The sequence below is a fragment of the Streptacidiphilus sp. ASG 303 genome (genome assembly GCF_020991365.1).
Lineage (GTDB): Bacteria > Actinomycetota > Actinomycetes > Streptomycetales > Streptomycetaceae > Peterkaempfera.
On sequence record NZ_JAJLRA010000024.1, the window covers coordinates 1 to 26205 of the forward strand.

At 77.8% G+C, this 26205-nt stretch carries 23 protein-coding genes and 2 pseudogenes; 18 read left to right on the forward strand and 7 right to left on the reverse strand.

Annotated elements, in window-relative coordinates; translation table 11 throughout:
- Positions 1-616, forward strand: a pseudogene (locus tag LO771_RS23380) (hypothetical protein); the annotation flags it as partial.
- 67 nt (positions 617-683) lie between these two features.
- On the opposite strand, the gene LO771_RS23385 reads toward LO771_RS23380, so the two are convergent.
- Both LO771_RS23385 and LO771_RS23390 read right to left on the reverse strand, forming a co-directional pair.
- Positions 684-1169 (reverse strand): DUF402 domain-containing protein, encoded by a 486-nt coding sequence (locus LO771_RS23385; protein ID WP_230746326.1) that lies wholly within the window; start codon positions 1167-1169, stop codon positions 684-686.
- A 196-nt stretch (positions 1170-1365) separates the two neighbouring features.
- Complete coding sequence (locus LO771_RS23390; RefSeq protein ID WP_374228224.1) at positions 1366-2205, reverse strand: hypothetical protein; 840 nt, start codon at positions 2203-2205, stop codon at positions 1366-1368.
- Positions 2206-2412: 207 nt separating this feature from the next.
- Here LO771_RS23390 and LO771_RS23395 point away from each other — a divergent pair, with 207 nt between their 5' ends.
- The 6 genes and pseudogenes from LO771_RS23395 (at position 2413) to LO771_RS23420 (ending at position 9407) form a co-directional block, all read left to right on the forward strand.
- Positions 2413-3366: a Ppx/GppA phosphatase family protein gene (locus tag LO771_RS23395; RefSeq protein WP_230746097.1), complete on the forward strand. Its 954-nt coding sequence runs from the start codon at positions 2413-2415 to the stop codon at positions 3364-3366.
- A gap of 989 nt (positions 3367-4355) precedes the next feature.
- Positions 4356-5156, forward strand: a pseudogene (locus tag LO771_RS23400) (sugar phosphate isomerase/epimerase family protein); the annotation flags it as partial.
- Positions 5157-5210: 54 nt separating this feature from the next.
- Positions 5211-6083 carry a class I SAM-dependent methyltransferase gene (locus LO771_RS23405; protein ID WP_230746099.1) on the forward strand — a complete coding sequence of 291 codons (873 nt, stop codon included), beginning with the start codon at positions 5211-5213 and terminating at the stop codon, positions 6081-6083.
- Positions 6080-6694, forward strand: a complete 615-nt coding sequence (locus LO771_RS23410) for a TetR family transcriptional regulator (RefSeq protein WP_230746101.1) — start codon at positions 6080-6082, stop codon at positions 6692-6694. Before LO771_RS23405 ends, LO771_RS23410 begins: the two co-directional genes overlap by 4 nt.
- 227 nt (positions 6695-6921) lie before the next feature.
- Positions 6922-8781: a dihydroxy-acid dehydratase gene (gene ilvD / locus LO771_RS23415; protein ID WP_230746103.1), complete on the forward strand. Its 1860-nt coding sequence runs from the start codon at positions 6922-6924 to the stop codon at positions 8779-8781.
- A 107-nt stretch (positions 8782-8888) separates the two neighbouring features.
- On the forward strand, positions 8889-9407 hold the full coding sequence (locus tag LO771_RS23420) for a hypothetical protein (protein WP_230746105.1): 519 nt from the start codon (positions 8889-8891) through the stop codon (positions 9405-9407).
- Positions 9408-9426: 19 nt separating this feature from the next.
- Here the strand turns inward: LO771_RS23420 and LO771_RS23425 are convergent, their stop codons facing one another.
- Positions 9427-9879, reverse strand: a complete 453-nt coding sequence (locus LO771_RS23425) for a hypothetical protein (protein ID WP_230746107.1) — start codon at positions 9877-9879, stop codon at positions 9427-9429.
- A 105-nt stretch (positions 9880-9984) separates the two neighbouring features.
- Here LO771_RS23425 and LO771_RS23430 point away from each other — a divergent pair, with 105 nt between their 5' ends.
- The 4 genes from LO771_RS23430 (at position 9985) to LO771_RS23445 (ending at position 13344) form a co-directional block, all read left to right on the forward strand.
- The gene (locus LO771_RS23430) at positions 9985-10836 is read left to right on the forward strand and encodes an ABC transporter ATP-binding protein (protein WP_230746116.1); all 852 of its coding nucleotides are present in this window, start codon (positions 9985-9987) and stop codon (positions 10834-10836) included.
- Complete coding sequence (locus LO771_RS23435) at positions 10833-11597, forward strand: ABC transporter permease (RefSeq protein ID WP_230746118.1); 765 nt, start codon at positions 10833-10835, stop codon at positions 11595-11597. Before LO771_RS23430 ends, LO771_RS23435 begins: the two co-directional genes overlap by 4 nt.
- 170 nt (positions 11598-11767) lie before the next feature.
- The gene (proC, locus tag LO771_RS23440) at positions 11768-12577 is read left to right on the forward strand and encodes a pyrroline-5-carboxylate reductase (protein ID WP_230746129.1); all 810 of its coding nucleotides are present in this window, start codon (positions 11768-11770) and stop codon (positions 12575-12577) included.
- Positions 12578-12681: 104 nt separating this feature from the next.
- On the forward strand, positions 12682-13344 hold the full coding sequence (locus tag LO771_RS23445) for an HAD family phosphatase (RefSeq protein ID WP_230746131.1): 663 nt from the start codon (positions 12682-12684) through the stop codon (positions 13342-13344).
- 97 nt (positions 13345-13441) lie between these two features.
- Here the strand turns inward: LO771_RS23445 and LO771_RS23450 are convergent, their stop codons facing one another.
- Entirely contained in the window at positions 13442-14881 is a 1440-nt protein-coding gene (locus LO771_RS23450) for a M23 family metallopeptidase (protein ID WP_230746133.1), read from the reverse strand.
- A 336-nt stretch (positions 14882-15217) separates the two neighbouring features.
- On the opposite strand from LO771_RS23450, the gene LO771_RS23455 reads away from it, so the two are divergent.
- From LO771_RS23455 to LO771_RS23480, 6 genes are all read left to right on the forward strand, one after another.
- On the forward strand, positions 15218-16585 hold the full coding sequence (locus LO771_RS23455) for an MFS transporter (protein WP_374228225.1): 1368 nt from the start codon (positions 15218-15220) through the stop codon (positions 16583-16585).
- Positions 16586-16622: 37 nt separating this feature from the next.
- On the forward strand, positions 16623-17867 hold the full coding sequence (locus LO771_RS23460; RefSeq protein WP_230746135.1) for an acetoin utilization protein AcuC: 1245 nt from the start codon (positions 16623-16625) through the stop codon (positions 17865-17867).
- A gap of 409 nt (positions 17868-18276) precedes the next feature.
- Entirely contained in the window at positions 18277-18486 is a 210-nt protein-coding gene (locus tag LO771_RS23465) for a helix-turn-helix domain-containing protein (RefSeq protein ID WP_230746143.1), read from the forward strand.
- Between the two features lie 179 nt (positions 18487-18665).
- Positions 18666-18764: a 30S ribosomal protein bS22 gene (locus LO771_RS23470; protein WP_003948845.1), complete on the forward strand. Its 99-nt coding sequence runs from the start codon at positions 18666-18668 to the stop codon at positions 18762-18764.
- 364 nt (positions 18765-19128) lie between these two features.
- On the forward strand, positions 19129-20289 hold the full coding sequence (locus tag LO771_RS23475; protein WP_230746146.1) for an NAD-dependent epimerase/dehydratase family protein: 1161 nt from the start codon (positions 19129-19131) through the stop codon (positions 20287-20289).
- Positions 20286-21623 carry a lysophospholipid acyltransferase family protein gene (locus LO771_RS23480; protein WP_230746147.1) on the forward strand — a complete coding sequence of 446 codons (1338 nt, stop codon included), beginning with the start codon at positions 20286-20288 and terminating at the stop codon, positions 21621-21623. The genes LO771_RS23475 and LO771_RS23480 overlap by 4 nt, the downstream gene beginning before the upstream one ends.
- Positions 21624-21860: 237 nt before the next feature.
- Here the strand turns inward: LO771_RS23480 and LO771_RS23485 are convergent, their stop codons facing one another.
- From LO771_RS23485 to LO771_RS23495, 3 genes are all read right to left on the reverse strand, one after another.
- Entirely contained in the window at positions 21861-23156 is a 1296-nt protein-coding gene (locus tag LO771_RS23485; protein ID WP_230746149.1) for a DUF5667 domain-containing protein, read from the reverse strand.
- A gap of 130 nt (positions 23157-23286) precedes the next feature.
- Positions 23287-24063: an ECF subfamily RNA polymerase sigma factor, BldN family gene (locus tag LO771_RS23490; RefSeq protein ID WP_230746151.1), complete on the reverse strand. Its 777-nt coding sequence runs from the start codon at positions 24061-24063 to the stop codon at positions 23287-23289.
- 555 nt (positions 24064-24618) lie between these two features.
- Positions 24619-25641 carry an HAD family phosphatase gene (locus LO771_RS23495; protein ID WP_230746153.1) on the reverse strand — a complete coding sequence of 341 codons (1023 nt, stop codon included), beginning with the start codon at positions 25639-25641 and terminating at the stop codon, positions 24619-24621.
- 270 nt (positions 25642-25911) lie between these two features.
- Here LO771_RS23495 and LO771_RS23500 point away from each other — a divergent pair, with 270 nt between their 5' ends.
- Entirely contained in the window at positions 25912-26190 is a 279-nt protein-coding gene (locus LO771_RS23500; RefSeq protein ID WP_230746155.1) for a glutaredoxin family protein, read from the forward strand.
- Positions 26191-26205: the final 15 nt, after the last annotated feature.

The following is a 26205-nucleotide window of genomic DNA, read 5'->3' on the forward strand; positions in this document are numbered from 1 at the left end:
GGTCCCCGCCGGGCCGCCCGCCGCCGGGCCCGCCGCCGCCGGGCCCGCCGCCGCCGGGGCCGCGGCCGCGGGGGCCGCGCCCGGCCGGCTGTCGGTCGCGGCGAGCGAGTACGGCAGCCGCACCGTCGTCACCCTCACCAACACCGGTGCCCACAGCCTCTTCTGGCGGGCCGTCACCGACGCCTCCTGGCTCCGTCTCAGCCGGGACTCCGGGGTGCTGGAGCCCGGGCAGCGGATCACCCTCATCGTCACGGTCGACCCCGACCGGGCGCCCCGCGGCCGCTGGACCGCCCACGTGGCCCTGCAGCCCTCCGAGTCCGTCGTCACCCTGGAGGGCAGCGGCGGCCCGCGGCCGTCCCCCTCGGGCACGCACCGGCCCCCGACGCCGTCCTCCCCGCCGTCCACCCCCGCGCCCTCGGGCGGCCCGACCGGGCGGCCCTCCCCCTCGGACGGCCCGCCGTCCTCCCCGGCGCCGCCGTCCCCGCAGCCGTCGGGCCCGGCGCCCTCCTCCCCGGCGCCCTCCTCCCCGCCGGGGACGTCCGGGCCGTCCGGGCAGCCGTCGGGGACCGCGTCCCCGACGCCGTCCGGCTCCGGGACGGCGCCCGGCACGGGCTGACGCCCCCGTGCCCGGCACCGGGGCGGCGGCGGCCGGTCCGCCCCGCGCCCGGCACCGGGCGGACCGCTCAGCCGCCCAGCAGGGCGGCGAAGCCGTCCCGGGAGAGCAGCTCCAGCTCGTCCAGGGCCTCGCGGGCGCGGGCCGCGGCGGCGGGGTCGCGCTCCGCCAGGCCGCTCGCGAGGAACTCGTCCTCGTCCAGCCGCAGCGGCGCGGACCGGTCGGCCGGCAGCCACAGGTCCAGGTCGAGGTCGTGGACCACCACGGCGCCGTCCCGGACCGCCGCGGGCCGGGTGACGTCGCAGTACCAGCCCTTCAGCGCCCCGCGCCCGTCGCGCACCTCCTTGACGGAGTACCAGCGGTCCCGCCAGTAGTGCTCGGTGAACACGTCGCCCCGCTCGAACCGGACGAAGCCGAAGTCGCGGCTCGGCGGCCCCGCCCAGGGGGCCCGCACGGTGATCCGCGTCCCGTCGTCCCCGTCCACCAGGGCCGGGTAGCGGACGTCCGGCCGGGGGTGCTTCACCAGCAGGACCGTCACCTCGCTGCCGGGCGCCAGCCTCCCGGCCGCCCCCGCGCCGGGTCCGCCGGTCCCGCCGACGGCGGTGGCCTCGTCGGGGGCGGTGGTCCCGCCGGGGGCGGTGGTCTCGTCGGTCACGGTCGCTCTCCTCGCCTTCTGCGCCGGGTGCGTCCCCACGAGCCTGCGCGGCGCGGCGGCCGGGCCGCCACCGGTTTTCCGGCGCGGCGGCGCCCGCCTACCGCTCCGGGTCCGCCGGGTGGGGCGCCAGGGTCCGGTCGGCGCGGGCGGCGATCCGCTCCTCGCACAGCCCGGCCAGCACCGCGTACCCCTCGGGGCCCATCAGCTCGGTGAGTTCCGGCCGGTAGCCGACGTACACCGGCTCGGAGCCGCCGTGCGCCTCCGGGCTGCCGGTGCACCACCAGTGCAGGTCGTGCCCGCCCGGCCCCCAGCCGCGGCGGTCGTACTCGCCGATGGAGACCACCAGCACCCGGGTGTCGTCGGGCCGGTCCACCCACTCGTAGGTGCGCCGGATCGGCAGCTGCCAGCAGACGTCGGGCTTGGTCTCCAGCGGCTCGCGGCCCTCCTTGAGGGCGAGCGTGTGCAGGGCGCAGCCGGCGCCGCCGGGGAAGCCCGGCCGGTTGAGGAAGACGCAGGCGCCGTCGGCCCGGCGGGTCTGCCGGTCGCCGTCCTCGTCGAGCTGGGTGATGCCGCCGTCGAGCAGCACCGAGCCGTCCGGGCCGGTGCCCAGGTGGTGGTACTGCCACGTCTCGGGGGTCAGCCGGGCGGCGTGCTCCGCCACGCGCTGCTCGTCGTCCTCGTCGGACCAGTGGGCGCCCAGGGTGCAGCATCCGTCGGACTCGCCGCGGCCGGGGCGGATGCCGTGGCAGCCGCGGCCGAAGATGCAGGCCCAGCGGGAGGTCAGCCACGTCAGGTCGCAGCGGAAGACCTGGTCCTCGTCGGCCGGGTCGGGGAACTCCACCCACGCCCGGGGGAAGTCCAGCGGCACCTCGCGGCGGCGCGCCGCCCCCGTGCCGCGCGCGGTGCCGTGTCCCCGGTCCTTCTCTGCTGCTGCCACGGGGCCAGCCTATGCCCTGCCCGGGGGCGCGGATCGTCCCGTTAGCGGAGTGTTTGCCGGGCTTCCGCGGGACCTCCCGCCCGGGGCCCGGCCGGGGCCCCGCCGCAGCCGCCGGGGCGCGTGCGGCGCCCGTCCCGCCCGCGGACGCCCTCCCGGGGTCCGGGAACCCCTCCGACCTGCGCCGCCGTGCCGGTAGCGTGGAGCGCTATGCGACTGGGCGTACTCGACGTGGGTTCCAACACCGTCCACTTCCTCGTGGTGGACGCGCACCGGGGTGCGTGCCCGATGCCCGCCTTCTCCTCCAAGGAGGAGCTGCGCCTCGCCGAACTGCTGGACGCGGACGGCGCCATCACCGCGGACGGCGTGCACCGCCTGGTCGCGGCCGTCGCCTCCGCGATGCGGGTCGCCGAGGACAAGGGCGTCGAGGACGTGCTCCCGTTCGCCACCTCCGCCGTCCGCGAGGCGGCCAACGGCGAGGAGGTGCTGGCCCGGGTCGAGCAGGAGACCGGCGTCGCGCTGCGGGTGCTCTCCGGCGGGGACGAGGCGCGGCTGACCTTCCTCGCCGCCCGCCGCTGGTTCGGCTGGTCCTCGGGCCGGCTGCTGGTCCTGGACATCGGCGGCGGCTCCCTGGAGATCGCCTGCGGCGTGGACGAGTCCCCCGACGTCGCCGTGTCGCTGCCGCTGGGGGCGGGCCGGCTCACCTCCGGGCGGCTGCCCGGCGACCCGCCGAGCCCGGAGGACGTGCGGGAGGTGCGGCGCCAGGTCCGCGCCGAGATCGCCCGGGTCGTGGGCGGCGTCTCCCGGCTCGGGCCGCCCGGGCACACGGTCGCCACCTCCAAGACGTTCAAGCAGCTCGCCCGGATGACCGGCGCGCCCCGCTCCGAGGCCGGCCCCTACGTGCCGAGGCGCCTCACCAAGGCCGGCCTCGACGAGTGGCTGCCGAGGATCGCCACGATGACGGAGGCCGAGCGCGCCCGCATACCCGGGGTCTCCGAGGGCCGGGCCCGGCAGCTCCTCGCGGGGGCGCTGGTCGCCGACGCCGCCATGGACCTCTTCGGGCTGGAGGAGGTCGACATCTGCCCCTGGGCGCTGCGCGAGGGCGTCATCCTGCGGCGCCTGGACATGATGACGGAGACGGGCACCGGGTCGGGCGACGTGTGAAGGGACGACCCCCTGAGGTCCGTGCCACGGGTCACCGGCGGGCGCCGGGGGCAGGAGCACGGGGCCGGGGCCGGTGCGAGCCCGGACCCGGCGGCAGGAGAGACCCTCGACGACTCGGCGGCATACGCATGACCGGACCATCCGAGGCCCCGGACGGGGCCGCAGCACCCCCGACCGGCGGCCGGGCGGGGTCCCGCGGCGCACGGGAGCCGCATAGTCTGTCTTCCGTGGCGGACCCAGCGGACCAGGACACGGCGGGGCCGGACCGCGACGCCCCGGACCGGCGGGGTCCGGCCGGCGACGGCCCGGTCCCGGGCGGCCCCGACAGCGGCGGCCCCGACAGCGGCGGCCCCGGCACGGACGGCCCCGACACCGAGGCGCGGCGCGCGGCCCGCGCCGCCCGGCGCGTGGTGGCCAAGCGCGCCGCCGCGACCCGGGAGGTCGCGGGCGCGGCCCTGGAGGCCGCCCGCGCCCGCCGGGCCGCCGCCCGGCGCGGTACGGAGTCCGCGGACGACGCGGCCGCCGACGCCGGCGGCCGGCCGCACGGCACCGGCGTAACCGGCGGCGCCGGACGGGGCCCGGTGAAGCAGGCCGCCGCCGCCCGGCAGGCCGCCGTGAAGCAGGCCGCGGTGAAGCAGACCGCCGCCGTGAAGCGGGCCGCCGCGAAGGCCGCCGACGCCGCGCGCGCGGCGCGGGCGGTCGCGCTCCCCGGCGCCGCCGGGTCCGCGGCGACCCCGGCGGCCGCCGCCCCGGCGCCCGCGCCCGCGCCGCCCCCGGACAGCGGCACCCCCGCCGCCACCGCCTCCGACCGCCCCGCCGGCACGGCCGTCGCGCCCGGCACCCTGCGCGGCCCCGACGGGCGGTCCCTGCCGCAGCCGCCGGGCCTCCTCGGACCGGCACCGGAATCGGCACCCGCACCCGCACCGGCCGGCCGCCCCGCCGCGACCGCCGCCCCCCGCCCCCCCGCCGCCCCCGCCCCGGCCGGCGGCCGCGGGCCGGGCGCCAGGGTCGCCCTCTCCACCGCCTCGGTCTACCCGGAGAACACCGCCGCCGCCTTCGAGGCCGCCGCCCGCCTCGGCTACGACGGCGTCGAGGTCATGGTGTGGACCGACCCGGTCAGCCAGGACATCGAGGCGCTGCGCCGCCTCTCCGACGACCACGGCGTCCCGATCCTGGCCGTGCACGCCCCCTGCCTGCTCATCACGCAGCGGGTGTGGAGCACCGACCCGTGGACCAAGCTGGAGCGCGCCCGCGCCGCCGCCGAGAAGCTGGGCGCGGGGACCGTGGTGGTCCACCCGCCGTTCCGCTGGCAGCGGCAGTACGCCCGCGAGTTCGTCGAGGGCGTGTGGCGGATGGCGGACGAGACCGACGTCCGGTTCGCGGTGGAGAACATGTACCCGTGGCGCTACCGCGACCGCGAGGTCCTCGCGTACGCGCCGGGCTGGGACCCCACGGACGAGGACTACCGGCACTTCACCGTCGACCTCTCCCACGCCGCCACCTCCCGGGTCGACGCCCTGGCCATGGTGGACCGCATGGGCGACCGGCTGGCGCACGTCCACCTCGCCGACGGCAGCGGCTCGGCCAAGGACGAGCACCTCATCCCCGGCCGCGGCACCCAGCCCTGCGCCGAGCTGCTGGACCGCCTGTCCGCCGGCGGCTTCGACGGCCACGTCGTCCTGGAGGTCAACACCCGCCGCGCCGCGACCCCCGACGAGCGCGAGGCCGACCTGGCGGAGGCGCTGGCCTTCACGCGCAAGCACCTCGCCCCCTCGGCGCACGTAGGCTGAGGCACGACCGCGGGGAGCACCGCGGCGGACGCCGCAGGGGAAGGGGACGGGCGGATGGGAGCCAACGGAGGGGCTGACCTCGCCTCCTCCTTCGGGGCGGTCGCGGCCGAGTACGACGCCGCCCGGCCCTCCTACCCCGCTGCGCTCCTCGACGCCGTCGAGGAGCTGGCGGGCCGCCCGCTGGCCGGCGCCGACGTGCTGGACGTGGGGGCGGGCACCGGCATCTCCGCCCGCGCCCTGCTGGCCCGCGGCGCCCGCGTCACCGCCGTCGAGCCCACCGCGGGCATGGCCGGGCGGCTGCGCGCGGTCAGCCCGGGGCTGCCGCTGGTGCGCGCCGACGGCAACGCCCTGCCGTTCCGCGACTCCTCCGCGGACCTCGTCACCTACGCCCAGGCCTTCCACTGGACCGACCCGGCGCGCTCGGTGCCCGAGGCGGTCCGGGTGCTGCGGCCCGGCGGCGCGCTGGCGCTGTGGTGGAACCTCAAGGACCGCGGGGTCCCGTGGGTGCGGGAGCAGTCCGCCCGGATGCGCGCGGCCTGCCCGCGGTACCACGGGCACCGGCCGTACGGCGGGTCCCCGGAGGACCTGTCCCGCTCCGGCCTGCGGGTCTCCACCGCCGCGGTCCGCTGGGAGCGCCGGGTGCCGCTCGGGACCGCCCTGCTGGACCAGGCGTCGCGCTCGTACGTGGCGGTGCTCGCCCCCGCGGACCGGGAGCGGCTGCTGGCCGCCGAGCGGGAGGCGCTGCTGGCTGCGTTCCCCGACGGCGTGGTCGTGGAGCCGTACGTGGTGGAGCTCGTGGTCGGCGTCGCCGCCGGTGCCGGTGCCGGTGCCGGTGCCGTGGACGGGAGCGCCGACGGGAGCGCCGACGGGGACGCCGACGGGAGCGCCGACGGGAGTGCGAACGCGGACGGGGGTGCGCGCCGGTGAGCGCGGAGGAGGCGCCGGCCCGCCGCCGCGGCCGCCCGGCGGGCTCGCGGGCCGGGGCGCCGCGGACCCGGGAGGCGATCCTGGCCGCCGCCCGGTCGGAGTTCGCCGCCCGCGGCTACGCCAAGGCGTCGATCCGCGGCATCGCCCGGGCGGCAGGGGTGGACCCGGCACTGGTCCACCACCACTTCGGCAGCAAGGAGCAGCTCTTCGCCGCCGCACTGGAGATCACCTTCGCCCCGGCGCTGATGGTCCACGACGCGGTGGCGGGCGGCCCCGAGGGGGTGGGGGAGCGGCTGGCCCGCTCCTTCCTGTCGCTCTGGGAGCAGCCGGAGGTCCGGGAGCGGCTGATCGCCGTCATCCGCTCGGCCCTGACGGAGGACCAGGCCACGGTCATGCTCAGGGAGTTCGTCTCCCGCGAGCTGATGGAGCGGATCGCGGCCGGACTGGACGTCCCCGAGCCGCGGCTGCGGGCCGAGCTGGCCGCCTCCCACATGGTCGGCCTCGCGCTCGCCCGGTACGTGATCCGGGTGGAGCCGCTGGCCTCGGCCGACCCGGAGGAGCTGGTCCGGCTGGTCGCGCCGGTGCTGCAGCGCTACCTCACGGAGCGCTGACCCCCGCCCGCGCCCCCGCCGCGCACCCCGCGCCCCCGCGGCCCGGCCCGCGCCCTCCCGCGCCGCGACGCGGTCCCGCCATCCGGACGCCATGTCCGGATGGCGGCGCCGGAGGCGTACGCTCGACCGTCACGGACCCGGTGCGCCCCACCGGTCCGCAGAAGCCGCAGAGCAGGACCGCCCGCGTCGCACACACCGCCGCCGCGGCGCGAAGGGAGTGGAGCACCGTGCCCGAGCTGAGGTCGCGTACCGTCACCCACGGCCGCAACATGGCGGGCGCCCGGGCCCTCATGCGGGCCTCCGGCGTGGACAGCCGGGACATCGGCAAGCCGATCGTCGCGGTGGCCAACAGCTTCACCGAGTTCGTGCCCGGCCACACCCACCTCCAGCCGGTCGGCCGGATCGTCTCCGAGGCGGTCAAGGCGGCCGGGGCCGTCCCCCGCGAGTTCAACACCATCGCGGTCGACGACGGCATCGCCATGGGCCACGGCGGCATGCTCTACTCGCTGCCGTCCCGCGACCTGATCGCCGACTCGGTCGAGTACATGGTCAACGCGCACTGCGCGGACGCCCTGATCTGCATCTCCAACTGCGACAAGATCACCCCGGGCATGCTCATGGCCGCGCTGCGCCTGAACATCCCGACCGTCTTCGTCTCCGGCGGCCCCATGGAGGCCGGCCGGGCGACCCTGGTCGACGGCACCGTCCGCAAGCTCGACCTGATCAACGCCATCTCCGACGCGGTCAACGAGGACGTCTCCGACGAGGACATCCTCCGCATCGAGGAGAACGCCTGCCCCACCTGCGGCTCCTGCTCGGGCATGTTCACCGCCAACTCGATGAACTGCCTCACCGAGGCCATGGGCCTCTCGCTGCCCGGCAACGGCTCGGTGCTCGCCACCCACACCGCCCGCCGGGACCTGTACGAGCGGGCCGGCCGCACCGTCGTCGACCTCACGCGGCGCTACTACGGGCAGGACGACGCCACCGTGCTGCCCCGCTCGATCGCCACCCGCGCCGCCTTCGACAACGCCATGGCCCTCGACATCGCCATGGGCGGCTCCACCAACACCATCCTCCACCTGCTCGCCGCCGCCCAGGAGGCCGAGCTGGACTACGGGCTCGCCGACATCGACGCCGTCTCCCGCCGCGTCCCCTGCCTGGCCAAGGTCGCCCCGAACGTCGCCCCCGGCGGCACCTACTACATGGAGGACGTCCACCGGGCCGGCGGCATCCCCGCGATCCTCGGCGAGCTGTACCGCGCCGGGCTGCTCGACGAGGACGTCCACACCGTCCACAGCCCCTCGCTCGCCGACTGGCTGAAGACCTGGGACGTGCGCGGCGGCTCGCCCTCCGCCGAGGCCGTCGAGCTGTGGCACGCCGCCCCCGGCTGCGTCCGCTCCGCGACCGCCTTCTCCCAGTCCGAGCGCTGGGACTCGCTGGACACCGACGCCGCGAACGGCTGCATCCGCGACGCCGCGCACGCCTACTCGAAGGACGGCGGCCTCGCCGTGCTCCGGGGCAACCTCGCCGAGGACGGCTGCGTGGTGAAGACCGCGGGCGTCGACGAGTCCATCTGGACCTTCTCCGGGCCGGCCGTGGTCTGCGAGTCCCAGGAGGAGGCCGTCGACAAGATCCTGGCCAAGCAGATCAAGGCCGGCGACGTCGTCGTCATCCGCTACGAGGGCCCCCGGGGCGGCCCCGGCATGCAGGAGATGCTCTACCCGACCTCCTTCCTCAAGGGCCGGGGCCTCGGCAAGTCCTGCGCGCTGGTCACCGACGGGCGCTTCTCCGGCGGCACCTCGGGCCTGTCCATCGGCCACGCCTCCCCGGAGGCGGCGTCCGGCGGCACCATCGCCCTGGTCGAGGACGGCGACACGATCTCCATCGACATCCCGAACCGCTCCATCCGGCTCGAGGTCCCCGACGAGGAGCTGGCCGCGCGCCGCGCCCGGCTGGAGGCGTCCGGCGGCTACCGGCCGAAGGACCGGCAGCGGCAGGTCTCGGCGGCGCTGCGCGCCTACGCGGCCATGGCCACCTCGGCGGACCGCGGCGCGGTCCGCGACCTGTCCCGGCTGGAGGGCTGAGGCCCGTGCCGTCCCGGGCCCGGGGCGGCACGGCACGGAGCACCGGCGGGGCCGGGGGGGGCGCCGGCCCCCCCGCCCCCCCCCCCCCGTCGGGGACAATCGGCCCCGTGACCGCCGACCGCGCCCCCGCCGCCCCGACCGACGCCCCCCGGCCGGAACCCGTCCGCTTCTTCGGCACCTCCTGGGCTGACCGCGGCCCCGGCTACGCGCTGCGGCGCGCCGCCGTCGCCGCCGGGGCGCTGGCCGCGCTCGCGGCGGGCCTCCTGGCGCTGTCGCTCGCCCTCTCCGCCTTCACCGGCGGTCCCCTCCTCGACGTGCTGCTCGCGGCCGCCGTCGGCGGCTGCTCGCTGATGGCGGGGCTGCGCACCTGGCGGACCCTGTCCCGGGGCCGGGACGCGCTGGACGGCTGGATGGCCGACGACCGTGCGCTCGCCCCGATCATGGTCGTCGGCTTCGCGGGCACCCTGGCCGCGTACGCCGTCCGCAGCCTCGTCGAGGCGCCCGGCGAGGGCGTCGCCCGCGCCCGCCACGAGGCGGCCCTCGCCGCCCACGCGCGCCGCCGCACCCCCCGCGGCGGCCGTCCCGGCGCCCGCCGCGCGCCGGGAGGGCGCCGGCCCCGCCGCTGAGCCGCGGCCCGGCCCCCGCCTACCGGCGGGCGCGCGCCCCCGCGACCGAGCCGACGACCCCGACCACCGCCGCCAGCAGGACCGCGTGCCAGACGCCGTCCCAGAGCGCGGCGGCGAGGCTCGCGGAGGAGAGCAGGCTGCGCGCCGCCGTGTCCAGCACCAGCAGCAGGACGGCCGGGACGGCCGCCACCCGCCAGGGGTGCTCGGCGGCCCAGCGGCGCAGCCGCCGGTCGCCGCCGGCGCGGCCGGTGACCGAGCCCACGCCGCCGACCAGGAAGAAGAGGAAGAGGGCGAGGCTGACCGGCCCGGCGAGGATGCCGAGCGACCAGTCGCCGGTGAGCACGTCGACGCCCAGGGCGGCGGCGCCGCCCAGCGTGCCGACGGCCGCCGCGGTCCGCCAGGGGCCGAGCGTCGCCGAGGCGACGGCGAGCTGGCGGTTCTCACCCGGGGTCATGTCTCCGTGTGCTGTCATGCCTTCACGGTGCGCCTGCGGCGGGGTCCGCACCATAGGGGACAACCCTGATTTGTCCCGCACGCCTCCCTTGACCCCGCGCTCGCCGGAGAGGATATTCTCCGCATGATGAATACCGTGGCGGTGCGGGCCGAGGCCCTCACCGTCGTCCGCGGCGGCCGCACCGTGCTCGACGGCCTCGGCTTCACCGTCCCCCGGTCCACCGTCACCGGACTCCTCGGGCCCTCCGGCTGCGGCAAGACCACCCTGATGCGCGTCCTGGCCGGCGTCCAGGCCAACGCCACCGGCACCGCCGAGGTCCTCGGCCTGCCCGCCGGCGACCCCGGCCTGCGCCACCGCGTCGGGTACGTCACCCAGGCGCCCTCCGTCTACGCCGACCTCTCGGTGCGGGAGAACCTCGCCTACTACGCCGCCGTCCTCGCGCCCGGCCGCGCCCGCCGCGCGGCCCGCGCCGAGGCCGTGGACCGGGTGCTGGCCGAGGTCGACCTCGCCGGGTACGCGGGCACGCTCGCCTCCCGCCTCTCCGGCGGCCAGCGCAGCCGCGTCTCGCTCGCCGTCGCCCTGCTCGGCGCCGGCACCGGCGACCGCCCCGAGCTGCTCGTCCTCGACGAGCCCACCGTCGGCCTCGACCCCGTGCTCCGCCGCGACCTGTGGGCGCTCTTCCACCGGCTCGCCGCCGACGGCGCCGCCGTCCTGGTCTCCAGCCACGTCATGGACGAGGCGGAGCGCTGCGACCGCCTGCTGCTCCTGCGCGAGGGCCGGCTGCTCGCCGAGGACACCCCCGACGCGCTGCGCGCCCGCACCGGCGCCGCCACCGTCGAGGACGCCTTCCTCCGCCTCGTCGAGGCCCCGGCGGGCCCCGAGGGCCCCGCCGGTCCCGGCGGTACCGGCGGTACCGCGGCTCCCGGCGGCGCCGGGACCCCCTCCGCCCGCCACCCCCGGGAGGTCCGGCCGTGACCGCCGCCCCGCGCCCCCTCGCCGCCGGTGCCGCCCGCGCCGGCGCCACCGCCCGCCGCGTGCTGCTCCAGCTCCGCCACGACCCGCGCACCGTCGCCCTGCTGCTGGTCGTCCCCTGCCTGCTGCTCGCCCTGCTCTCCTGGATCTACGACGGCTCCCCGCAGGTCTTCGACCGGATCGGCGCGCCGCTGCTCGGCGTCTTCCCGTTCACCGTGATGTTCCTGGTCACCTCGGTCGCCACCCTCCGCGAGCGCTCCTCCGGCACCCTGGAGCGGCTGCTCTCCATGCCGCTGGGGCGCCTCGACCTGCTGCTGGGGTACGCCCTGGCCTTCGGCGGCCTCGCGGTGCTCCAGGCCGGGCTCGCCACCGCCCTCGCCGTCGGACTGCTCGGCCTCGACGTCGCCGGCCCGCTCTGGGCGCTGCTGCTGGTGGCCGTCCTCAACGCGGTGCTCGGCACCTCCGTCGGCCTCTTCACCAGCGCCTTCGCCCGCACCGAGTTCCAGGCGGTGCAGTTCCTGCCCGCGGTGGTGCTGCCCCAGTTCCTGCTCTGCGGGCTCTTCGTGCCGCGCGGGCAGATGCAGCCCGTCCTCGGCGCCGTCTCCGACGTGCTGCCGCTCTCCTACGCGGTGGACGCCATGACCGAGGTCACCGTGCACGCGGACCTCGGCGGGGCGTTCGTCCGCGACACGTCCGTCACCGCGGGCTGCATCGCCGCCGCGCTCGCCCTGGGCGCCGCCACCCTGCGCCGCCGGACGCCCTGAGCGGCCGCACGCCCCGGCGCGGCCCCGGGGGCCCGGAGCCGCGCCGGCGGCCCCGACCGGCAGGCGGACGCCCCCGCCGCCCCCGCCTCCCCGGTGCGAGGATGGGCCCGACACCGTCCGGAAGACGACCGGGGGCGCACGCCCCCGGAACACGACGAGGTGAGCCGCCCATGCCCCAGACAGTCGCCGTCCTCGGCGCCGGCAAGATCGGCGAGGCGCTGGTCTCCGGCCTGCTGCGCGCCGGCAAGGCCCCGGCCGACGTCCTGGTCACCGCCCGCCGCGCCGAGCGCGCCGCCGAGCTCCGCGAGCGGTACGGCGTCGAGGCCGTCTCCAACGAGCACGCCGCCAAGGCCGCCGACACCCTGATCCTCACCGTCAAGCCGCAGGACATGGCCGCCCTGCTGGACGAGCTGGCCCCGCACGTCCCCGCCGACCGCCTCGTGGTCTCCGGCGCGGCGGGCGTGCCCACCGCCTGGTTCGAGGAGCGGCTCGCGCCCGGCACCCCCGTGGTGCGGGTGATGACCAACACCCCGGTGCTGGTCGACGAGGCGATGAGCGTCATCTCGGCGGGCGCCCACGCCGCCGAGGAGCACCTGCGCCGCACCGAGGAGATCTTCCGGCCCGTCGGCAGGACGCTGCGGGTCCCCGAGGCCCAGCAGGACGCCGCCACCGCCCTCTCCGGCTCCGGGCCGGCCTACTTCTACCTCCTCGTCGAGGCCATGACCGACGCCGGGATCCTCCTCGGCCTGCCCCGCGCGGTCGCCCACGACCTGATCGTGCAGTCGGCGGTCGGCGCCTCCACGATGCTCCGCGACTCGGGCGAGCACCCCGTCAAACTGCGGGAGGCCGTCACCTCCCCGGCGGGCACCACCATCGCCGCCATCCGCGAGCTGGAGAACCACGGCGTGCGCGCGGCCTTCCTCGCCGCCCTGGAGGCCGCCCGGGACCGCTCCCGGGAGCTGGCCGCCGGCGGGCGGTAGCGCCACCCCGGGCGCGGGCGGGGGCGCCCGCCCCGCCCCTGCCCCCGCCCGCGCCGGAGCCCGCCCCCGCCCGCGCCAGCGCCGGCGCCGCATAGGGTGTCCGGGTGCGCTACGACCTGGTGATCCTCGACAACGACGGGGTGCTCTGCGACAGCGAGCCCCTCTCCAACCGGGTGCTGGCCGAGTACCTCACCGAGCTCGGCCACCCCACCACCTTCGACGACTCGGTGCGGGACTTCCTCGGCACGGCGGCGCACCACATCCACGACGTGGTCCGCGCGCGGTCGGGGCGGGCGCTGCCCGACGGCTTCGACGACCTCTTCCACGCCCGGGTCTTCGCCGCCTTCGAGGCGGAGCTCACCGCGGTCGCCGGGGCCGAGGGGCTGCTCAAGGCCCTGGCCGCGTCCGGGACGCCCTACTGCCTGGCGTCCTCCGCGCACCACACCTGGATCCGCACCGCCCTGGACCTCGCCGGACTGCGCGGCCACCTCCCCGAGGACCGGATCTTCAGCGCCCAGGACGTCGGCCGGGGCAAGCCCGCCCCCGACCTCTTCCTGCACGCCGCCCGCACCCTGGGCACGCCGCCGGACCGCTGCGCCGTCGTCGAGGACAGCCCCAACGGCGTGCTCGCCGCCCGCGCGGCCGGGATGGACGTCTTCGGCTACGCCGCGCTCACCCCGGCCGACCGGCTCACCGCGGCCGGCGCGACGCGCCTGTTCACCGACATGGCGGAGCTGCCGGTACTGCTGGGCCTGGCCGGGGCCTGATCCGGCGGCAGGCCGGTACCTCACCGGGCGGCGGACCGGTACCTGACCGGGCGGCGGACCGGTCCGGCCGCCCCCGGGCCCCGGGCCCCCGCGTCCCTCAGCCCTCGACGGTGAGGCGGCGGCCGCGCAGCGGCGCCCCGCGCAGCTCGGCGAGGAGCAGCGGCAGGGCCGCCCCGGACCCGGGGGAGGCGGTCGAGGTCCGGGTCTCCGCCCGCAGGTGGAGCAGCGGCTCGCCCCCGGTGTCGCCGGAGTTGCCCACCGCACCGAGCATCGTCCCCGCCGAGACCCGCGCCCCCGCCCGCACCCGGACGCTGCCCGGCTGCAGGTGCGCCAGCACCACCAGCGCCCGGCCGGTGTCCACGGCGACGTGGTTGCCCAGCGGGTGCGCGGGGTCGACGGCACCCGGCTCGTTGTCGGGCAGCCCGTCGACGACCACCGCCACCACGCCGTCGCAGGGGCTGCGCACCGGGTGCCCGTACGCCGCGTAGGCGTCGTTCTCCGCCGGCATCAGGCCCAGGGCGCGGCGGCGGCGCCACCGCAGGCCGCTGCCGAGCACGGTGAGGTCGACGGCGAGGCGGGCGGCGCGGCCGTAGGCGTCCGCCGCGTGCCGGTTGAGGGCGGGGCCGCCGGCCTGGAGCAGGCAGAGGGTGCCGCCGCGCAGCGGCGAGGCCAGCACCAGCGGCGGGTCCGCGGGGTCGGTCCGGGGGCGGCAGCGGGCGGCGGTCCAGGCGGCGGCGGCCAGGACGGCCAGCGGCGGCAGCAGCGCGAGCGGCGCCCGCAGGTCCCAGGCCAGGCCGGCGGCGGGCACGCGCAGGCCGGCGGCGGCGGTCCCGGCCACGGCGGCGCCGGGCAGCAGCCGGGCGTACGGGGGCAGGGCGTGCCAGGGGCCGACGTGCAGCAGGCACCAGGCGGCGGCGGCCGCGGCGAGCAGGAGCAGCAGCCACTGCGTGGCCGAGACCGCGGCCAGGGCCAGGGCGAGCTGGAGCACCGCCCAGCCGGCGGTCCCGGCGGCGGCCAGCGCGTACCGGCGGGCGGCCTCCTGCCGGGCCTGCGCGGCGGTGGAGGCGGGGGCCGGGCGCGCTGCGGGCGGCGCGGGGGCGGCCGGCCGTGCGGCGGCGGCAGGACCGGCGACCGGACGGGTGGACGGGGCGACGGCGCGGCGCTCGGCGGACCGCCGGGGGCCGGGGGGTTCGGCGGCGGTGCGGCGGGCCGTCAGCGCGGCCGGTCCGAGGACCAGCGAGGTGAGCAGGCCGTCGCCGTCCAGGCCGGCCCAGAGCAGCTCGCCGCCGTCGGCGCAGTGCACCCGCCACAGGCCCTCGTGGGGCTGGACCGACCGCACGGCGCCGTGCCGCTCGCGGAGCTGGTCCACCATCAGCTGCAGCCGGTCGACGGGGACCCGCTCCAGCAGCTCCGGGGCGAAGGCGGACCGCGGGAGCCGAGGTGCCGTCAGGACGGCGGTGAGCAGGTCCTGGAGGGTCCGGTCGACGGCCTGGCGGCGGCGGACGTGCAGGAGCTGGGGACCGAGAGCGCGCACCATCCCCACGACGTGTCCTCATCTCTCCCGGGGGGCCGTCACCTACGGCACACACTCTCACCGTAAGCACCGATGAGCGCAAAACATGGCAACTCACCCGAAGGGAGTCACAAGGGATGGCGGATTCCGGCGGAACCGCCGCGTCCGGACCCTTCCGCGGCCCGCCCCGCGCCCCTACGCTCACGCCGGAACCGCCCGCCGGACGGCGGCACGAGGGGCGGCGGCACGGAGGGGAGCCCGGCCATGGAGGGGAGGCCCGCCACGGAGGGGCCGGGGGCCGCGGGCGCGGCCCCCGCGGGGGGAGTTCCCGCCGGGGGAGCTCCCGCGGGAGGAGCGCCGGTGGGAGGAGCGCCGGCGGGAGGGGCGCCCCGGGAGACGGCGCCCGCGGAGGCGGCCGACCGCCTGCGGCGGGCCCGGACCGCCCTGCTCGCCTGCTTCCTCTGCCAGGGGGCGGCCTTCGCCCTGCTCGTCACCCGCATCCCGGCCGTCCAGGACCGGTACGGCGTCGGGGACGCGCTCCTCCCGGCCCTCCTCGCCGCGGTGCCGGTCCTCGCCGGAGCGGGCAGCGTCGCCTCGGAGCACCTCGCCCGGCGCACCTCCGCCCGCGCGGTGCTGCGGACCGCGCAGCCCCTGGTCCTGCTCGCCCTCGCCTGCACCGGGGCGGGCACCGCCCTGTGGCAGCTGGCCCTGGCCCTGGCGGCCTTCGGCCTGGCCGTCGGCGCGCTGGACGCCTCGATGAACATGCTCGGCGTCGACCTCCAGCGCCGCTGCGGACGCTCCGTCATGCTCGGCTTCCACGCCGCCTTCAGCCTGGGCGGCATCGCCGGCGCCACCCTGGCCTGGGCCGGTGCGCACGGGCACCTCCCGCTGCCGGTGCTGTTCGGCGGCACGGCCGCGGTGCTGCTGCCGGTGGTCCTGGCGGCGGGCACCCGGCACCTGGGGCCGGCCGGTCCGGACGCCGGTGGCGCCCCGGCCGTGCGGGAGGACCGGGCCGTGCGGGAGGACCGGGTCGCGCGGGACGGGTCCGCCGCGCCGCGCCGCCCCGTCCCCTGGCGGCCGCTGCTGCCGCTCTGCTTCGCCATGACCGCCGCGTACATCGCCGACGCCACCGTCTCCAACTGGAGCGCCAAGTACCTCCACGACACCCTGCACGCCTCCGAGGCCCTGGCCACCGTCCCGTACAACGCCTACACGGCGGCCATGCTGGCGGGCCGGACCTTCGGCGACGCGGCCGTGCAGCGCTGGGGCGCCCCCGCGGTGGTGCGGACCGGCGCCGTGCTCTCCGCGCTCGGCTTCGCGGCCGCCGCGGCCGCGCCCGGCCCCTGGACCGGCGTCCTGGGCTTCGCCCTGCTGGGCGCGGGGCTGTGCGCCGTCGTGCCGCAGGTCTTCGCCGCGGGGGCCCGGCGCCTCCCGCACGCGCGGGAGACGGCGGTGGCGCGCCTCAACCTCTTCAACTACGTCGGCTTCCTGGTCGGTTCGCCCCTCGTCGGCGCGGTCGGCGACGCCGCCTCCTACCGGGCGGCGCTCGCGATCCCGCTCGTCCTCGTCCTCGCCGTCCTGCCGGTCTCCCGGGCCTTCGGCCCCGCACCGCGCCGGGCCGCCGACCCCGCCACCGCCGCCACCGCCGCCCCGGCCGGTCCCGACCCGGACGCGGGCACCGACGCGGGGACCGGCACGGGCACCGGCGCGATCGCCGGGGCGGGCTGACCGGCCCGGCGCGGGCCCCTCCGCTACCGTGGCGGCCATGTCCGCCCCCGCCGCCCGGCCCCGAACCGTCCCCTGCGGCCTCCGCCTGCAGTGGGACGAGGCCGTCACCGCCTACGACTTCGGCCCCGGCCACCCCATGGACCCGGTGCGGCTCGCCCTCACCATGCGGCTCGTGGAGGCCTTCGGCATCCCCGACGCGCCGGGCGTCACCGTCGGGGCGGCCGCCCCCGCCGGCGACTCCACGCTGCGGCTGGTGCACGACCAGGCCTACATCGACGCCGTCCGCCGCACCGCCGCGCACTGGGACGACCCGGCCGGGCAGGACGTGCGGCGCGGCCTCGGCACCGAGGACAACCCGGCCTTCGCCGCCATGCACACCGCCTCCGCCCTGATCGCCGGTCAGTCGGTCGCCGCCGCCGAGGCCGTGTGGCCCGCGCCCGGCACCCCCGGCGACCGGCCGCGCCCCCTGCACGCCGTCAACGTCGCCGGCGGCCTGCACCACGCGATGCCCGAGCGGGCCTCCGGCTTCTGCGTCTACAACGACGCGGCGCTCGCCGTCGCCCGCCTGCTGGAACTCGGCGTCGAGCGGGTCGCCTACGTCGACGTGGACGTCCACCACGGCGACGGCGTGCAGCACGTCTTCTGGAACGACCCCCGGGTGCTCACCGTCTCGGTCCACGAGCACCCCGCCACGCTCTTCCCGCAGACCGGCTGGCCCGGCGAGACCGGCGGCCCGGACGCGCCCGGCAGCGCGGCCAACGTCCCGCTGCCCGCCGGAACCGGCGACGCGGGCTGGCTGCGCGCCTTCCACGCCACCGTCCCCGAGCTGCTGGCCGCCTTCCGGCCGCAGGTGCTGGTCACCCAGCACGGCGCCGACACCCACGTCGAGGACCCCCTCGCGCACTTCGCCGTCTCGCTGGACGCCCAGCGGGCCATGGCCGAGGCCCTCCACGACCTCGCCCACCGGTACGCGGACGGCCGCTGGGTCGCGCTCGGCGGCGGCGGGTACGCCGTCGTCGACGTCGTGCCGCGCATCTGGACCCACCTCACGGCCATCGCCGCCGGGCGCCCCCTGGACCCGGAGTCCGACACGCCCGCCGAGTGGCGCGCCGAGGTGTACCGCCGCACCCGGCGGCAGGCGCCGCTGCGGATGACCGACGGCCGCCACCCGGTGGTCTGGCCCGACTTCGCGGAGGGCGGCTACGACCCCGCCGACCGGCTCGACCAGGCGATCCTCGCGGCCCGCCGCGAGGTCTTCCCGTACCACGGCCTGCTCCCCTGACCCGTCCGGCCGCACCGCCGTCCGCCCGCACCGCCGTCCGCCCGCACCCCCGGCCGCCCGCACCCCCGGCAGCACCGCTGTTCCCACCGCCGGCCGCCCGCCGGGCGTGCGACCGGCGCGCGGACGGCGGCCGGGGCGCGCCCCCCGCGCTCCCGCGCGGGCCGTGTGCTTCCGCGAGCCGACGCCGGGGCCGGCGGCGCGGGAGGCCCCCGCGACGCCGGGTCACCGGTCCGCGGCGGCCCGCCCGGCGCTCACCTGCTGCGACGGGTCGTGCGGCCACGGTGACGGAGGCGGCCTCACCCCTCTTCCCACCCGTACCACCCGCAACTACTCTGGGGATACGGGTGTGCTGGCTTCAGTCACCGGAGGGGAAGCCGGTGCTCAGCACATGCGAAAGGTCGGTGCTGACATGGCGTCTGGTGAGAGGCCTCTGAACGAGGTGAACTTCCTGACCGTGGCGGAGGTGGCCGCGGTCATGCGGGTGTCCAAGATGACCGTGTACCGGTTGGTGCACGGCGGGGAGCTGCCCGCCATCAGGGTGGGACGCTCCTTCCGGGTCCCCGAGCAGGCGGTCCACGACTACCTCCGGGAGTCCTACGTCGGGCGGGAGACCGCCTAGCGGACCAGGGGCGCGGCGCTGCCGGGACGGGCCCGGCAGGAGTCCGCCGCACCCGTGTGTGCGACTCGATTACGGCACGCGGGGTGCGGAAGGTAGGCTATGGCTTCCGTCAGTCGTATCCGGACTCCAGAGCACCGCGCCGCGGTCGCGAGAGAGTCCCAGTGAGCGAGGGTTGTTCCGTGGGCTCTGTCATCAAGAAGCGCCGCAAGCGTATGGCCAAGAAGAAGCACCGCAAGCTGCTGAAGCGGACGCGTGTGCAGCGGCGCAACAAGAAGTAAGCAGCGCCCCGATCAGCCCGACGCCCGCCCCGGCCCACCGCCGGGGCGGGCGTCGGCGTTTCCGGGCCGGCCGCCGCCCCTGCACCGGCCGCCGCCCCTGCACCGGCGGCCGCCTCCGCGCCGGTGGGCGCTGCCGGGCCGGACCCCCGGGTCCGGTCCCCGGGACGTCCGGTCCGCCGGGGAGGCCCGGACGCCCTCCGCCCCGGACACCCTCCGCTGTCGTAGGATCACGGAGACGGCGTGCCGCCGGGCGGTACGGCCCCGGTGATCGCCGCCACACCGGTGACGCCGGGTCGTCCCCCTGAAACAACCAGGCGATACGGTGCTGTGCGGGCAGGGGTTTTCGGACGGGAGGACTTCCACCGTGGGAAAGGTCGTGCTCGTCACCGGGGTGGCCCGCCACCTCGGCGCCCGGTTCGTCCGGGAGATCCGGCGGGAGCCGGACGTCGACCTGGTCGTCGGCGTCGACGTCCAGCCGTCCCCGTACGGCCTGGAGCAGGCGCCCCCCGAGGGGTCCGGCGGCCGCGTCGCCGACTACGTCTTCGCCCGCGCCGACATCCGCCGCCCCGCCGTGGCCCGGATCATCGCCGAGCACTCCGTCGACACCGTGGTCCACCTGAACGTGACCGCGACCCCGCTGGGCTCCGGCGGCCGCGGCACGGTCAAGGAGACCAACGTCATCGGCACCATGCAGCTGCTCGGCGCCTGCCAGAAGGCCCCCACCGTGCAGCGGCTCGTGGTCAAGTCCACCACCAGCGTGTACGGCTCCGCCCCGCGCGACCCCGCCGTCTTCACCGAGCAGATGCAGCCCCGGGCGCTGCCCTCCGGCGGCTTCGCCAAGGACGCCTGCGAGGTCGAGGGGTACGTCCGCGGCTTCTCCCGCCGCCGCCCCGACGTGGCCGTCTGCGTCCTGCGGTTCGCCAACATCGTCGGCCCGGCCGCGGACACCCCGCTCAACGAGTACTTCTCGCTGCCGGTGCTCCCCACCGTGCTCGGCTACGACCCCCGGATGCAGTTCGTCCACGAGGACGACGCGGTCGAGGTGCTCCGGCTCGCCGCCCTCGAACCCCGCCGCGGCACCACCAACAGCGGCACCTTCAACGTCGCCGGCGAGGGCGTGCTGCTGCTCTCCCAGTGCGCCCGCCGCCTCGCCCGCCCCACCGTCCCGCTGCTGCTCCCCGCCATCAGCTGGGTCGCCGGACTGATCCGGCAGACCCGGGTCGCGGACTTCTCCCCGGAGCAGATCCGGCTCCTCACCCACGGCCGGGTCGTCGACGTGAGGCACCTTCACGAGACCTTCGGGTACACGCCCGTACGCAGCACCGCCGAGGCCTTCGCGGACTTCGCGGCGGCCGCGGCGGCCGGCCTGCTCCCCACGGAGCGCCTGGCGGCCGCCACCGACCGGCTGGCGGGGATGCTGCCGCCCGCCGGCCGCACCCCCGCGGCGGCGGGACGCACCACGGAAGGGGGCCCCGCGGGAGCGGGCCCCGCGGAATCGGGCACATGGGAGCTGGACCTGCGATGAGCGCCGCGAGGGAGTACGCCATGGGCGATGCCAAGGTCATCCCGATCGAGTCCGCCCGGACCGGCGGTGCGGCGCAGCCCCCCTCCCGCGACCGCGAGGCCGCCGCGCAGCCGGACGCCGACCGGTCCACTGCCGACCGGTCCACCGCCGACCGGTCCGTCCCGGGCCGGGAGGGCGCCGACCGGACCCGGCCGGGCACCAGGCCGCCGGCGCAGGGCCGCGACGCCCGGCGCGCCAGGGGGCCGGTGCGCCCGCCCGCGGCCGGGCCCGAGGACGACCGGCGCGCCGCCCACCGGCGGCTGCCGCCGCTCTCCGCCCTGCCCCAGGGCCCGCTGCCCGGTCCGGCCGCCGCGGGCGCGGCGGGCGCGGCGGCCGTCGGGGAGGCGGTCGGCGGGGCCGCCGACCGGGCCGGAGCGGCCGCCGAGCGGATCGCCGACGCGGTCGGCCACGCCCTCGCCGGGCCCCTCGGCGGGGCCGCCGAGCGGCTGCTGGGCCGCGGCTGGGAGCGCCGGGCGGCCAACGGGCTGGCCTTCCTGCGCCGCCGCATCACGGGCGACTACGAGGTGGACGAGTTCGGCTTCGACCGGGAGCTCACCGAGGAGGTGTTCCTGTCGCTGCTGCGCCCGCTGGCCGAGAAGTACTTCCGGGTCGAGGTGCGGGGGATCGAGAACATCCCGGCCGAGGGCGGCGTGCTGATCGTCGCCAACCACTCCGGGGTGGTCCCGCTGGACGCCCTGATGACCCACGTGGCCGTCCACGACCACCACCCGGCCCGCCGCCACCTGCGGATGCTCGCCGCCGACCTGGTCTTCGTCCTCCCCGGCGTCAACGAGCTGGCCCGCAAGGCCGGCCACACCCTGGCCTGCAACGAGGACGCCCAGCGGCTGCTGGAGCGCGGCGAGGTGGTCGGGGTCTGGCCGGAGGGCTTCAAGGGCATCGGCAAGCCGTTCTCCGAGCGCTACAAGCTCCAGCGGTTCGGCCGCGGCGGGTTCGTCGCCTCCGCGCTGCGGGCGCAGGTGCCGATCGTGCCCTGCTCGATCGTGGGCGCCGAGGAGACCTACCCGATGATCGGCAACGCCCGGACCCTCGCCCGGCTCCTCGGCCTGCCGTACGTGCCGCTCACGCCGACCTTCCCCTGGCTGGGGCCGCTCGGCGCCGTGCCGCTGCCCACCAAGTGGACCATCCAGTTCGGCGAGCCGATCGCGACCGACGTCCACCCGCCGGAGGCGGCGGACGACCCGATGCTGGTCTTCGACCTCACCGACGAGGTCCGGGAGACCATCCAGCACACGCTCTACCGCCTGCTGGTGCAGCGCCGCTCGGTCTTCTTCTGAGCCGTCCCGCGGCCCCTTCCGCGTTCCCGCCCCGGGGCCGGCCGGCTCCGGCGGGGACAGGCGCGTCCCGGAGGCGGACACGCCCCGGGGCCAGCCGGACACGCCGGACACGGTCCGGCGCCGCCCGCGCACCGGAGCCGGGTGTGCCGCAGGACCGGGCACGCCGAGGGGCCGCCGCCCGCAACCGTGCGGGCGGCGGCCCCGTGCCGCGCGTGTGCTGCGCCGTCAGCCGGGCCGTCAGCCGAGTCCGAGGCCGACCCCGGGCAGCAGGCCCGGGATCAGCGGCGGAACGGTCAGCCCGGGCTTGGCGCCGCCGGTCGCGGTGGACCCGTCCGCCGGGGTGGAGCCCGGGGCCGCCGTGCCGGTGCTGCCGTCCGCCCCGGAGCCGCGGCCGGTCAGGCCGCCGGTGATGCCGTCCACCAGGCCGCCGACCGGGCCCCCGGCCGGGGTGCTGCCCGGCGTCGCGGAGGCCCCCGCGGTGGCCGACGGGGGGGTCTCGTCGCGCCGCTCGGCGGCCGGGCTGGACGGGCCGTCGGACGGGGGCCGCCCGGTCGTCCCGGTCCGGTCCGCTCCGGTGGTGGTGCCCGGGCCGCCCGAGCGCGGACCGGTGCCCGGCGTGCCGGTCAACCCGCCGCCGCCGTGGTCCTGCGGCGGGAGGATGTGCAACTGCGTGGCGTCCGCCGTCATCTCGTGCAGCAGCTGGGTCACCTGCGAGGCGACCGGGGCGAGCTGCTCGGGCAGCCGCCGCCGCAGCTGCGTCCACTGGTCGTCCTGCGAGCGGGCGAAGCCCGCCAGGCGGCGCATCGGGTCCAGCGAGCCGTTGCTGCGGTAGACGGCCCAGAGCAGCCGGCGGCCGGTCGCCCCCTCCGCGTGCATGTCGGCCAGCGCGGTGCGGATCTGCTCGACGGTGGCGGGGGCGAGGGGGGCGGAGGAGCCGTCGCCGCCGGAGCGGACCACCAGCTCCCGCGCCTCGCGCATCCGGGTGGATGCGTGGTCCAGCAGCAGCGCGCCGCGCTCGCCGTCGGAGCCGGCCCAGTCCAGCTGCCAGCCCTCCAGGCTGCGCTTCATCCCGTACAGGGTGTCGCCCGGCAGCGCGCCGGTGCTGGCCATCGACACCCCGGTGAGGCCGCCGACCGCGATGCCGGCGGCCAGGCCGCCCGCCGCGAGGCGGCGGCCCCAGCGGGACCGCGGCCGCAGCCGGGCCGCCGCGCCGCCGACGGCGGCGGCTGCCCGGTGGGCGCCGCGGCCGCGCTGCTCCGGAACGCCGGAGCCGGTGCCCGCGGCGAACTCCCGCTCGAAGGCGGCCACCAGCTCCGCCCGCTGGACCGCGCGCACCTCCGCGTCGAGGACGGGCGCCGGGACCGCGGCGGCCGTCAGCGTGTCGGCTGCCGCCAGCAGTTCCGCCATGGCGGTGGAGTGGCCGCGTGCGGGGCCGCCCTCGACGGCCCCGTTCCGGCGGTCGGTGCTCTGGTGCGCCGCAAGCGCCTCGGCGAAGGCCTTGGCCCGCCGGTTCTCGAGCACGTTCGCTGTCACGGGTCGCACCTCCTCTCGTCGTTGTCGACACCCCGGACGGCCGGACTGTTGCTCTGGCTGGGCAACGAGCAGCCTCGGGCGTCGGTTACGCACGCCCGATCATGTGATCTCTGATTCATCCTCGCGTGGGTCACCTGGCGTCGCTGGGCAGCAGCCGGGCGAGGGTGCGCACCGCCCGGTACTGGAGGGTCTTGATGGCCCCCTCGTTCTTCCCCATCATCCGGGCGGTCTCGGCGACCGAGAGCCCCTGGAGGAAGCGCAGCGTCACGCACTCGCGCTGCTGCGGGTTGAGTCTGCGGACCGCGTCCAGCAGGGCCGCGTTGGAGAGGGACTCCAGCACGGACTCCTCCGGGCTGCGCTCGACCTCGTTGGCGTCGAGCATCTCCCCGGTGGTCACCTCCAGCCGGAAGCGGCTGGACTTGAAGTGGTCGGCCACCAGGTTGCGGGCGATGGTCACCAGCCAGGCGCCGAAGTCGCGCCCCTGCCAGGTGAAGGTGGAGATCCGCCGCAGGGCCCGCAGGAAGGTCTCGCTGGTGAGGTCCTCGGCGGTGGCCCGGCCGCCGACCCGGTAGTAGATGTAGCGGTAGACCGTGTCCGCATAGTGGTCGTACAGGCGGCCGAAGGCCTCGCTCTCGCCGGCCTGGGCCCGCTCGACCAGTTCCATCACCGGGTTGTGCCCGTCCTCGGTGGTGCCGTGGCGGGCGCGGTGGCCGGTGGTGCGCGGTCCCGGGGCGGTCCGGGAGCGGGTGCCGGAGGCGGTGCCGCTGCGGAGCGCGGTGCCGGCCGGGGCGAGGACGGGGGCGGCCGGGAGCAGCTGGTCGCGGACCAGGGTGCGCAGCAGGTCCAGGCCGGAGGCTCCGCAGGTGTCGTAGGGAGCGGGCGCGTCGTTCCGGACGTGTGGGTACACGGGACTCCCAGAGGCAGAACTGTATACGTGCAGTGCGGGACCGCCCACCCACCGTGGGACGCATGGGTTCCGGCGTGCGTCAGACGAGAATAACGCTTCGTGAAACTGTCGCTACTCGGTGTCGCCAAAGTGGTCGCTTGAGCCTCTTCTGTTACCTGCGATGAGCTGAAAGTGACCGCCTGGGGCGGCCCGTGACTGTCCGTGGGTGACGCTTCCGTGGCCTTCCGTGACCGTATTTCTCCGCAGCGGCGCGTCGTTCCCCGTGACGCAGGGCCGTAATCCCCCATTTCCGGGGGCGCCGGAGCGATCGGATCCGGTCAGCACGCGGACGGCCCCGCCCGGGATCGGGCGGGGCCGTGCTGTCCGGAGGTGCCGGAACGGACCGGAGGTGTCGGAACAGGCCCGGGGCGTCCGGGCGGACCGGCGCGCCGGGGAGGGGCGCGGCGGGCGAGGGCGCGGCGGGGCGCCGCGCACGCCGGGGGCCGCGCGTCCCCGCGGGCGGGCCTCCCGGCGGGTCTGCCGCCCGGTGGGCCGGCCGCCCGGCGGGCCGACGGGTCAGCGGCGCCTGCGGTACAGCGCCAGCGCCGCGGCGGTGCCGCCCGCGGCGGCGCCCAGGCCGGCCGCGGCCGGGATGCCCACCCGGGCCGCCTTGCGCCCGGTGCGGAAGTCCCGGACCCGCCAGCCCTCGGCGCGGGCGTGCCGGCGCAGCGCGTTGTCCGGGTTGATGACGTAGGGGTAGCCGACCAGCGACAGCATCGGGATGTCGTTGGAGGAGTCGCTGTACGCGGCGCAGCGCTCCAGTTCGAGCCCCTCGCGGCGGGCGAGCGCCCGCACCGCCGCGGCCTTCGCGGGCCCGTGCAGCGGCTCGCCCACGAGCCGCCCGGTGTACACGCCGTCCACCGTCTCCGCGACGGTGCCCAGGGCGCCGGTCATCCCGAGGCGGCGGGCGATGATCCGCGCCGCCTCGACCGGGGCGGCCGTCACCAGCCAGGCCCGCTGGCCCGCCTCCAGGTGCATCTGCACGAGGGCGCGGGTGCCGGGCCACACCTTGTCGGCCATGACCTCCTCGAAGATCTCCTCGCAGATCACCTCGAGGTCCTCGACCCGCTTGCCCTCCACGATGCCCAGCGCGGTGTCCTGCGCGTCGGCCATGTGGGCCGGGTCCTCGGTGCCGTGCAGCCGGAACCACGCCTGCTGCCAGACGAACCGGGCCACGTCGCGGTGGGTGAAGAACTGCCGCTTGTAGAGGCCGAGGCCGAGGTAGAAGACGGCGGCGCCCTGCAGCAGGGTGTTGTCGCAGTCGAAGAAGGCGGCGGCGCGCGGGTCGCCGGTGGCGGGGGGCGCGTCGCCCGGCGTCCGCGGGGCGGGGCGCTCCGCCCGGCCGCCGCGGTCGCGCAGGTGCAGTCCGCGGCGGCGTGCCTGGACGCCCGCCTCCGCCTCCGCGCTCCCGATCCGGGCGGCCTGGTCGGCCCGGGCCGCCGGGTCGGTCTGGGCGGCGTGGGCGGCGGCCTCGCCGGCCAGCACGGTCCGCTCGGTCACGGACCGCTTCCTCCGGGTGAGCCTTCGCAGCACAGCCATGAGGCGAGCATAGCCAGAGCGGCGGGCCGACCCGGTGACGCGGAGGTTCGGCGCCCGTCAACGCCGCGCGTCGGTGCGGTGGCGGAGGAGGTGCCGGGGCCCCGGCGGCCCGCGTCCGTGGTGGACGCCACACCGCCGTGCCCGCCCGCGCCGCCCCTCCGTCCCGCGGCCCCTCCGCCCGTCCCGCCCCGCCCCCTCCGCCCCCCGGGACGGGTCCCGGGGCCGTCCGGCCGCTGTCGCCGCGGTCCGCGCCGGGAGCAGAATGGCCGGATGAGTCCTCTGCTCCGCCGCCCCGGGCGGCCCGACCCGTCCGCCCGCACCGTCACCCTGATCGCGAAGCCGGGGTGCCACCTCTGCGACGAGGCGCGGGAGGTGATCCTCCGGGTGACCGGGGACCTCGGCGCCTCGTTCGAGGAGAAGGACATCACCCGCGACGCGGAGCTGCACCGCCTGTACTGGGAGCAGATCCCGGTGACGCTGGTCGACGGGAGGCAGCACGACTTCTGGCGCGTCGACGAGCAGCGGCTGCGCAGCGCGCTGACCCGTTGACCGACCGTGCACACC

Bases quoted from the DNA above. Each gene is read 5' to 3' on its own strand.
- LO771_RS23430 (WP_230746116.1), top strand. From the start codon at position 9,985: ATGATGAATACCGTGGCGGTGCGGGCCGAGGCCCTCACCGTCGTCCGC.
- LO771_RS23480 (WP_230746147.1), top strand. From the start codon at position 20,286: ATGAGCGCCGCGAGGGAGTACGCCATGGGCGATGCCAAGGTCATCCCG.
- LO771_RS23465 (WP_230746143.1), top strand. From the start codon at position 18,277: ATGGCGTCTGGTGAGAGGCCTCTGAACGAGGTGAACTTCCTGACCGTG.
- LO771_RS23450 (WP_230746133.1), bottom strand. From the start codon at position 14,881: ATGGTGCGCGCTCTCGGTCCCCAGCTCCTGCACGTCCGCCGCCGCCAG.
- LO771_RS23405 (WP_230746099.1), top strand. From the start codon at position 5,211: ATGGGAGCCAACGGAGGGGCTGACCTCGCCTCCTCCTTCGGGGCGGTC.
- LO771_RS23495 (WP_230746153.1), bottom strand. From the start codon at position 25,641: ATGGCTGTGCTGCGAAGGCTCACCCGGAGGAAGCGGTCCGTGACCGAG.
- LO771_RS23425 (WP_230746107.1), bottom strand. From the start codon at position 9,879: ATGACAGCACACGGAGACATGACCCCGGGTGAGAACCGCCAGCTCGCC.
- LO771_RS23500 (WP_230746155.1), top strand. From the start codon at position 25,912: ATGAGTCCTCTGCTCCGCCGCCCCGGGCGGCCCGACCCGTCCGCCCGC.
- LO771_RS23395 (WP_230746097.1), top strand. From the start codon at position 2,413: ATGCGACTGGGCGTACTCGACGTGGGTTCCAACACCGTCCACTTCCTC.
- LO771_RS23460 (WP_230746135.1), top strand. From the start codon at position 16,623: ATGTCCGCCCCCGCCGCCCGGCCCCGAACCGTCCCCTGCGGCCTCCGC.
- proC (WP_230746129.1), top strand. From the start codon at position 11,768: ATGCCCCAGACAGTCGCCGTCCTCGGCGCCGGCAAGATCGGCGAGGCG.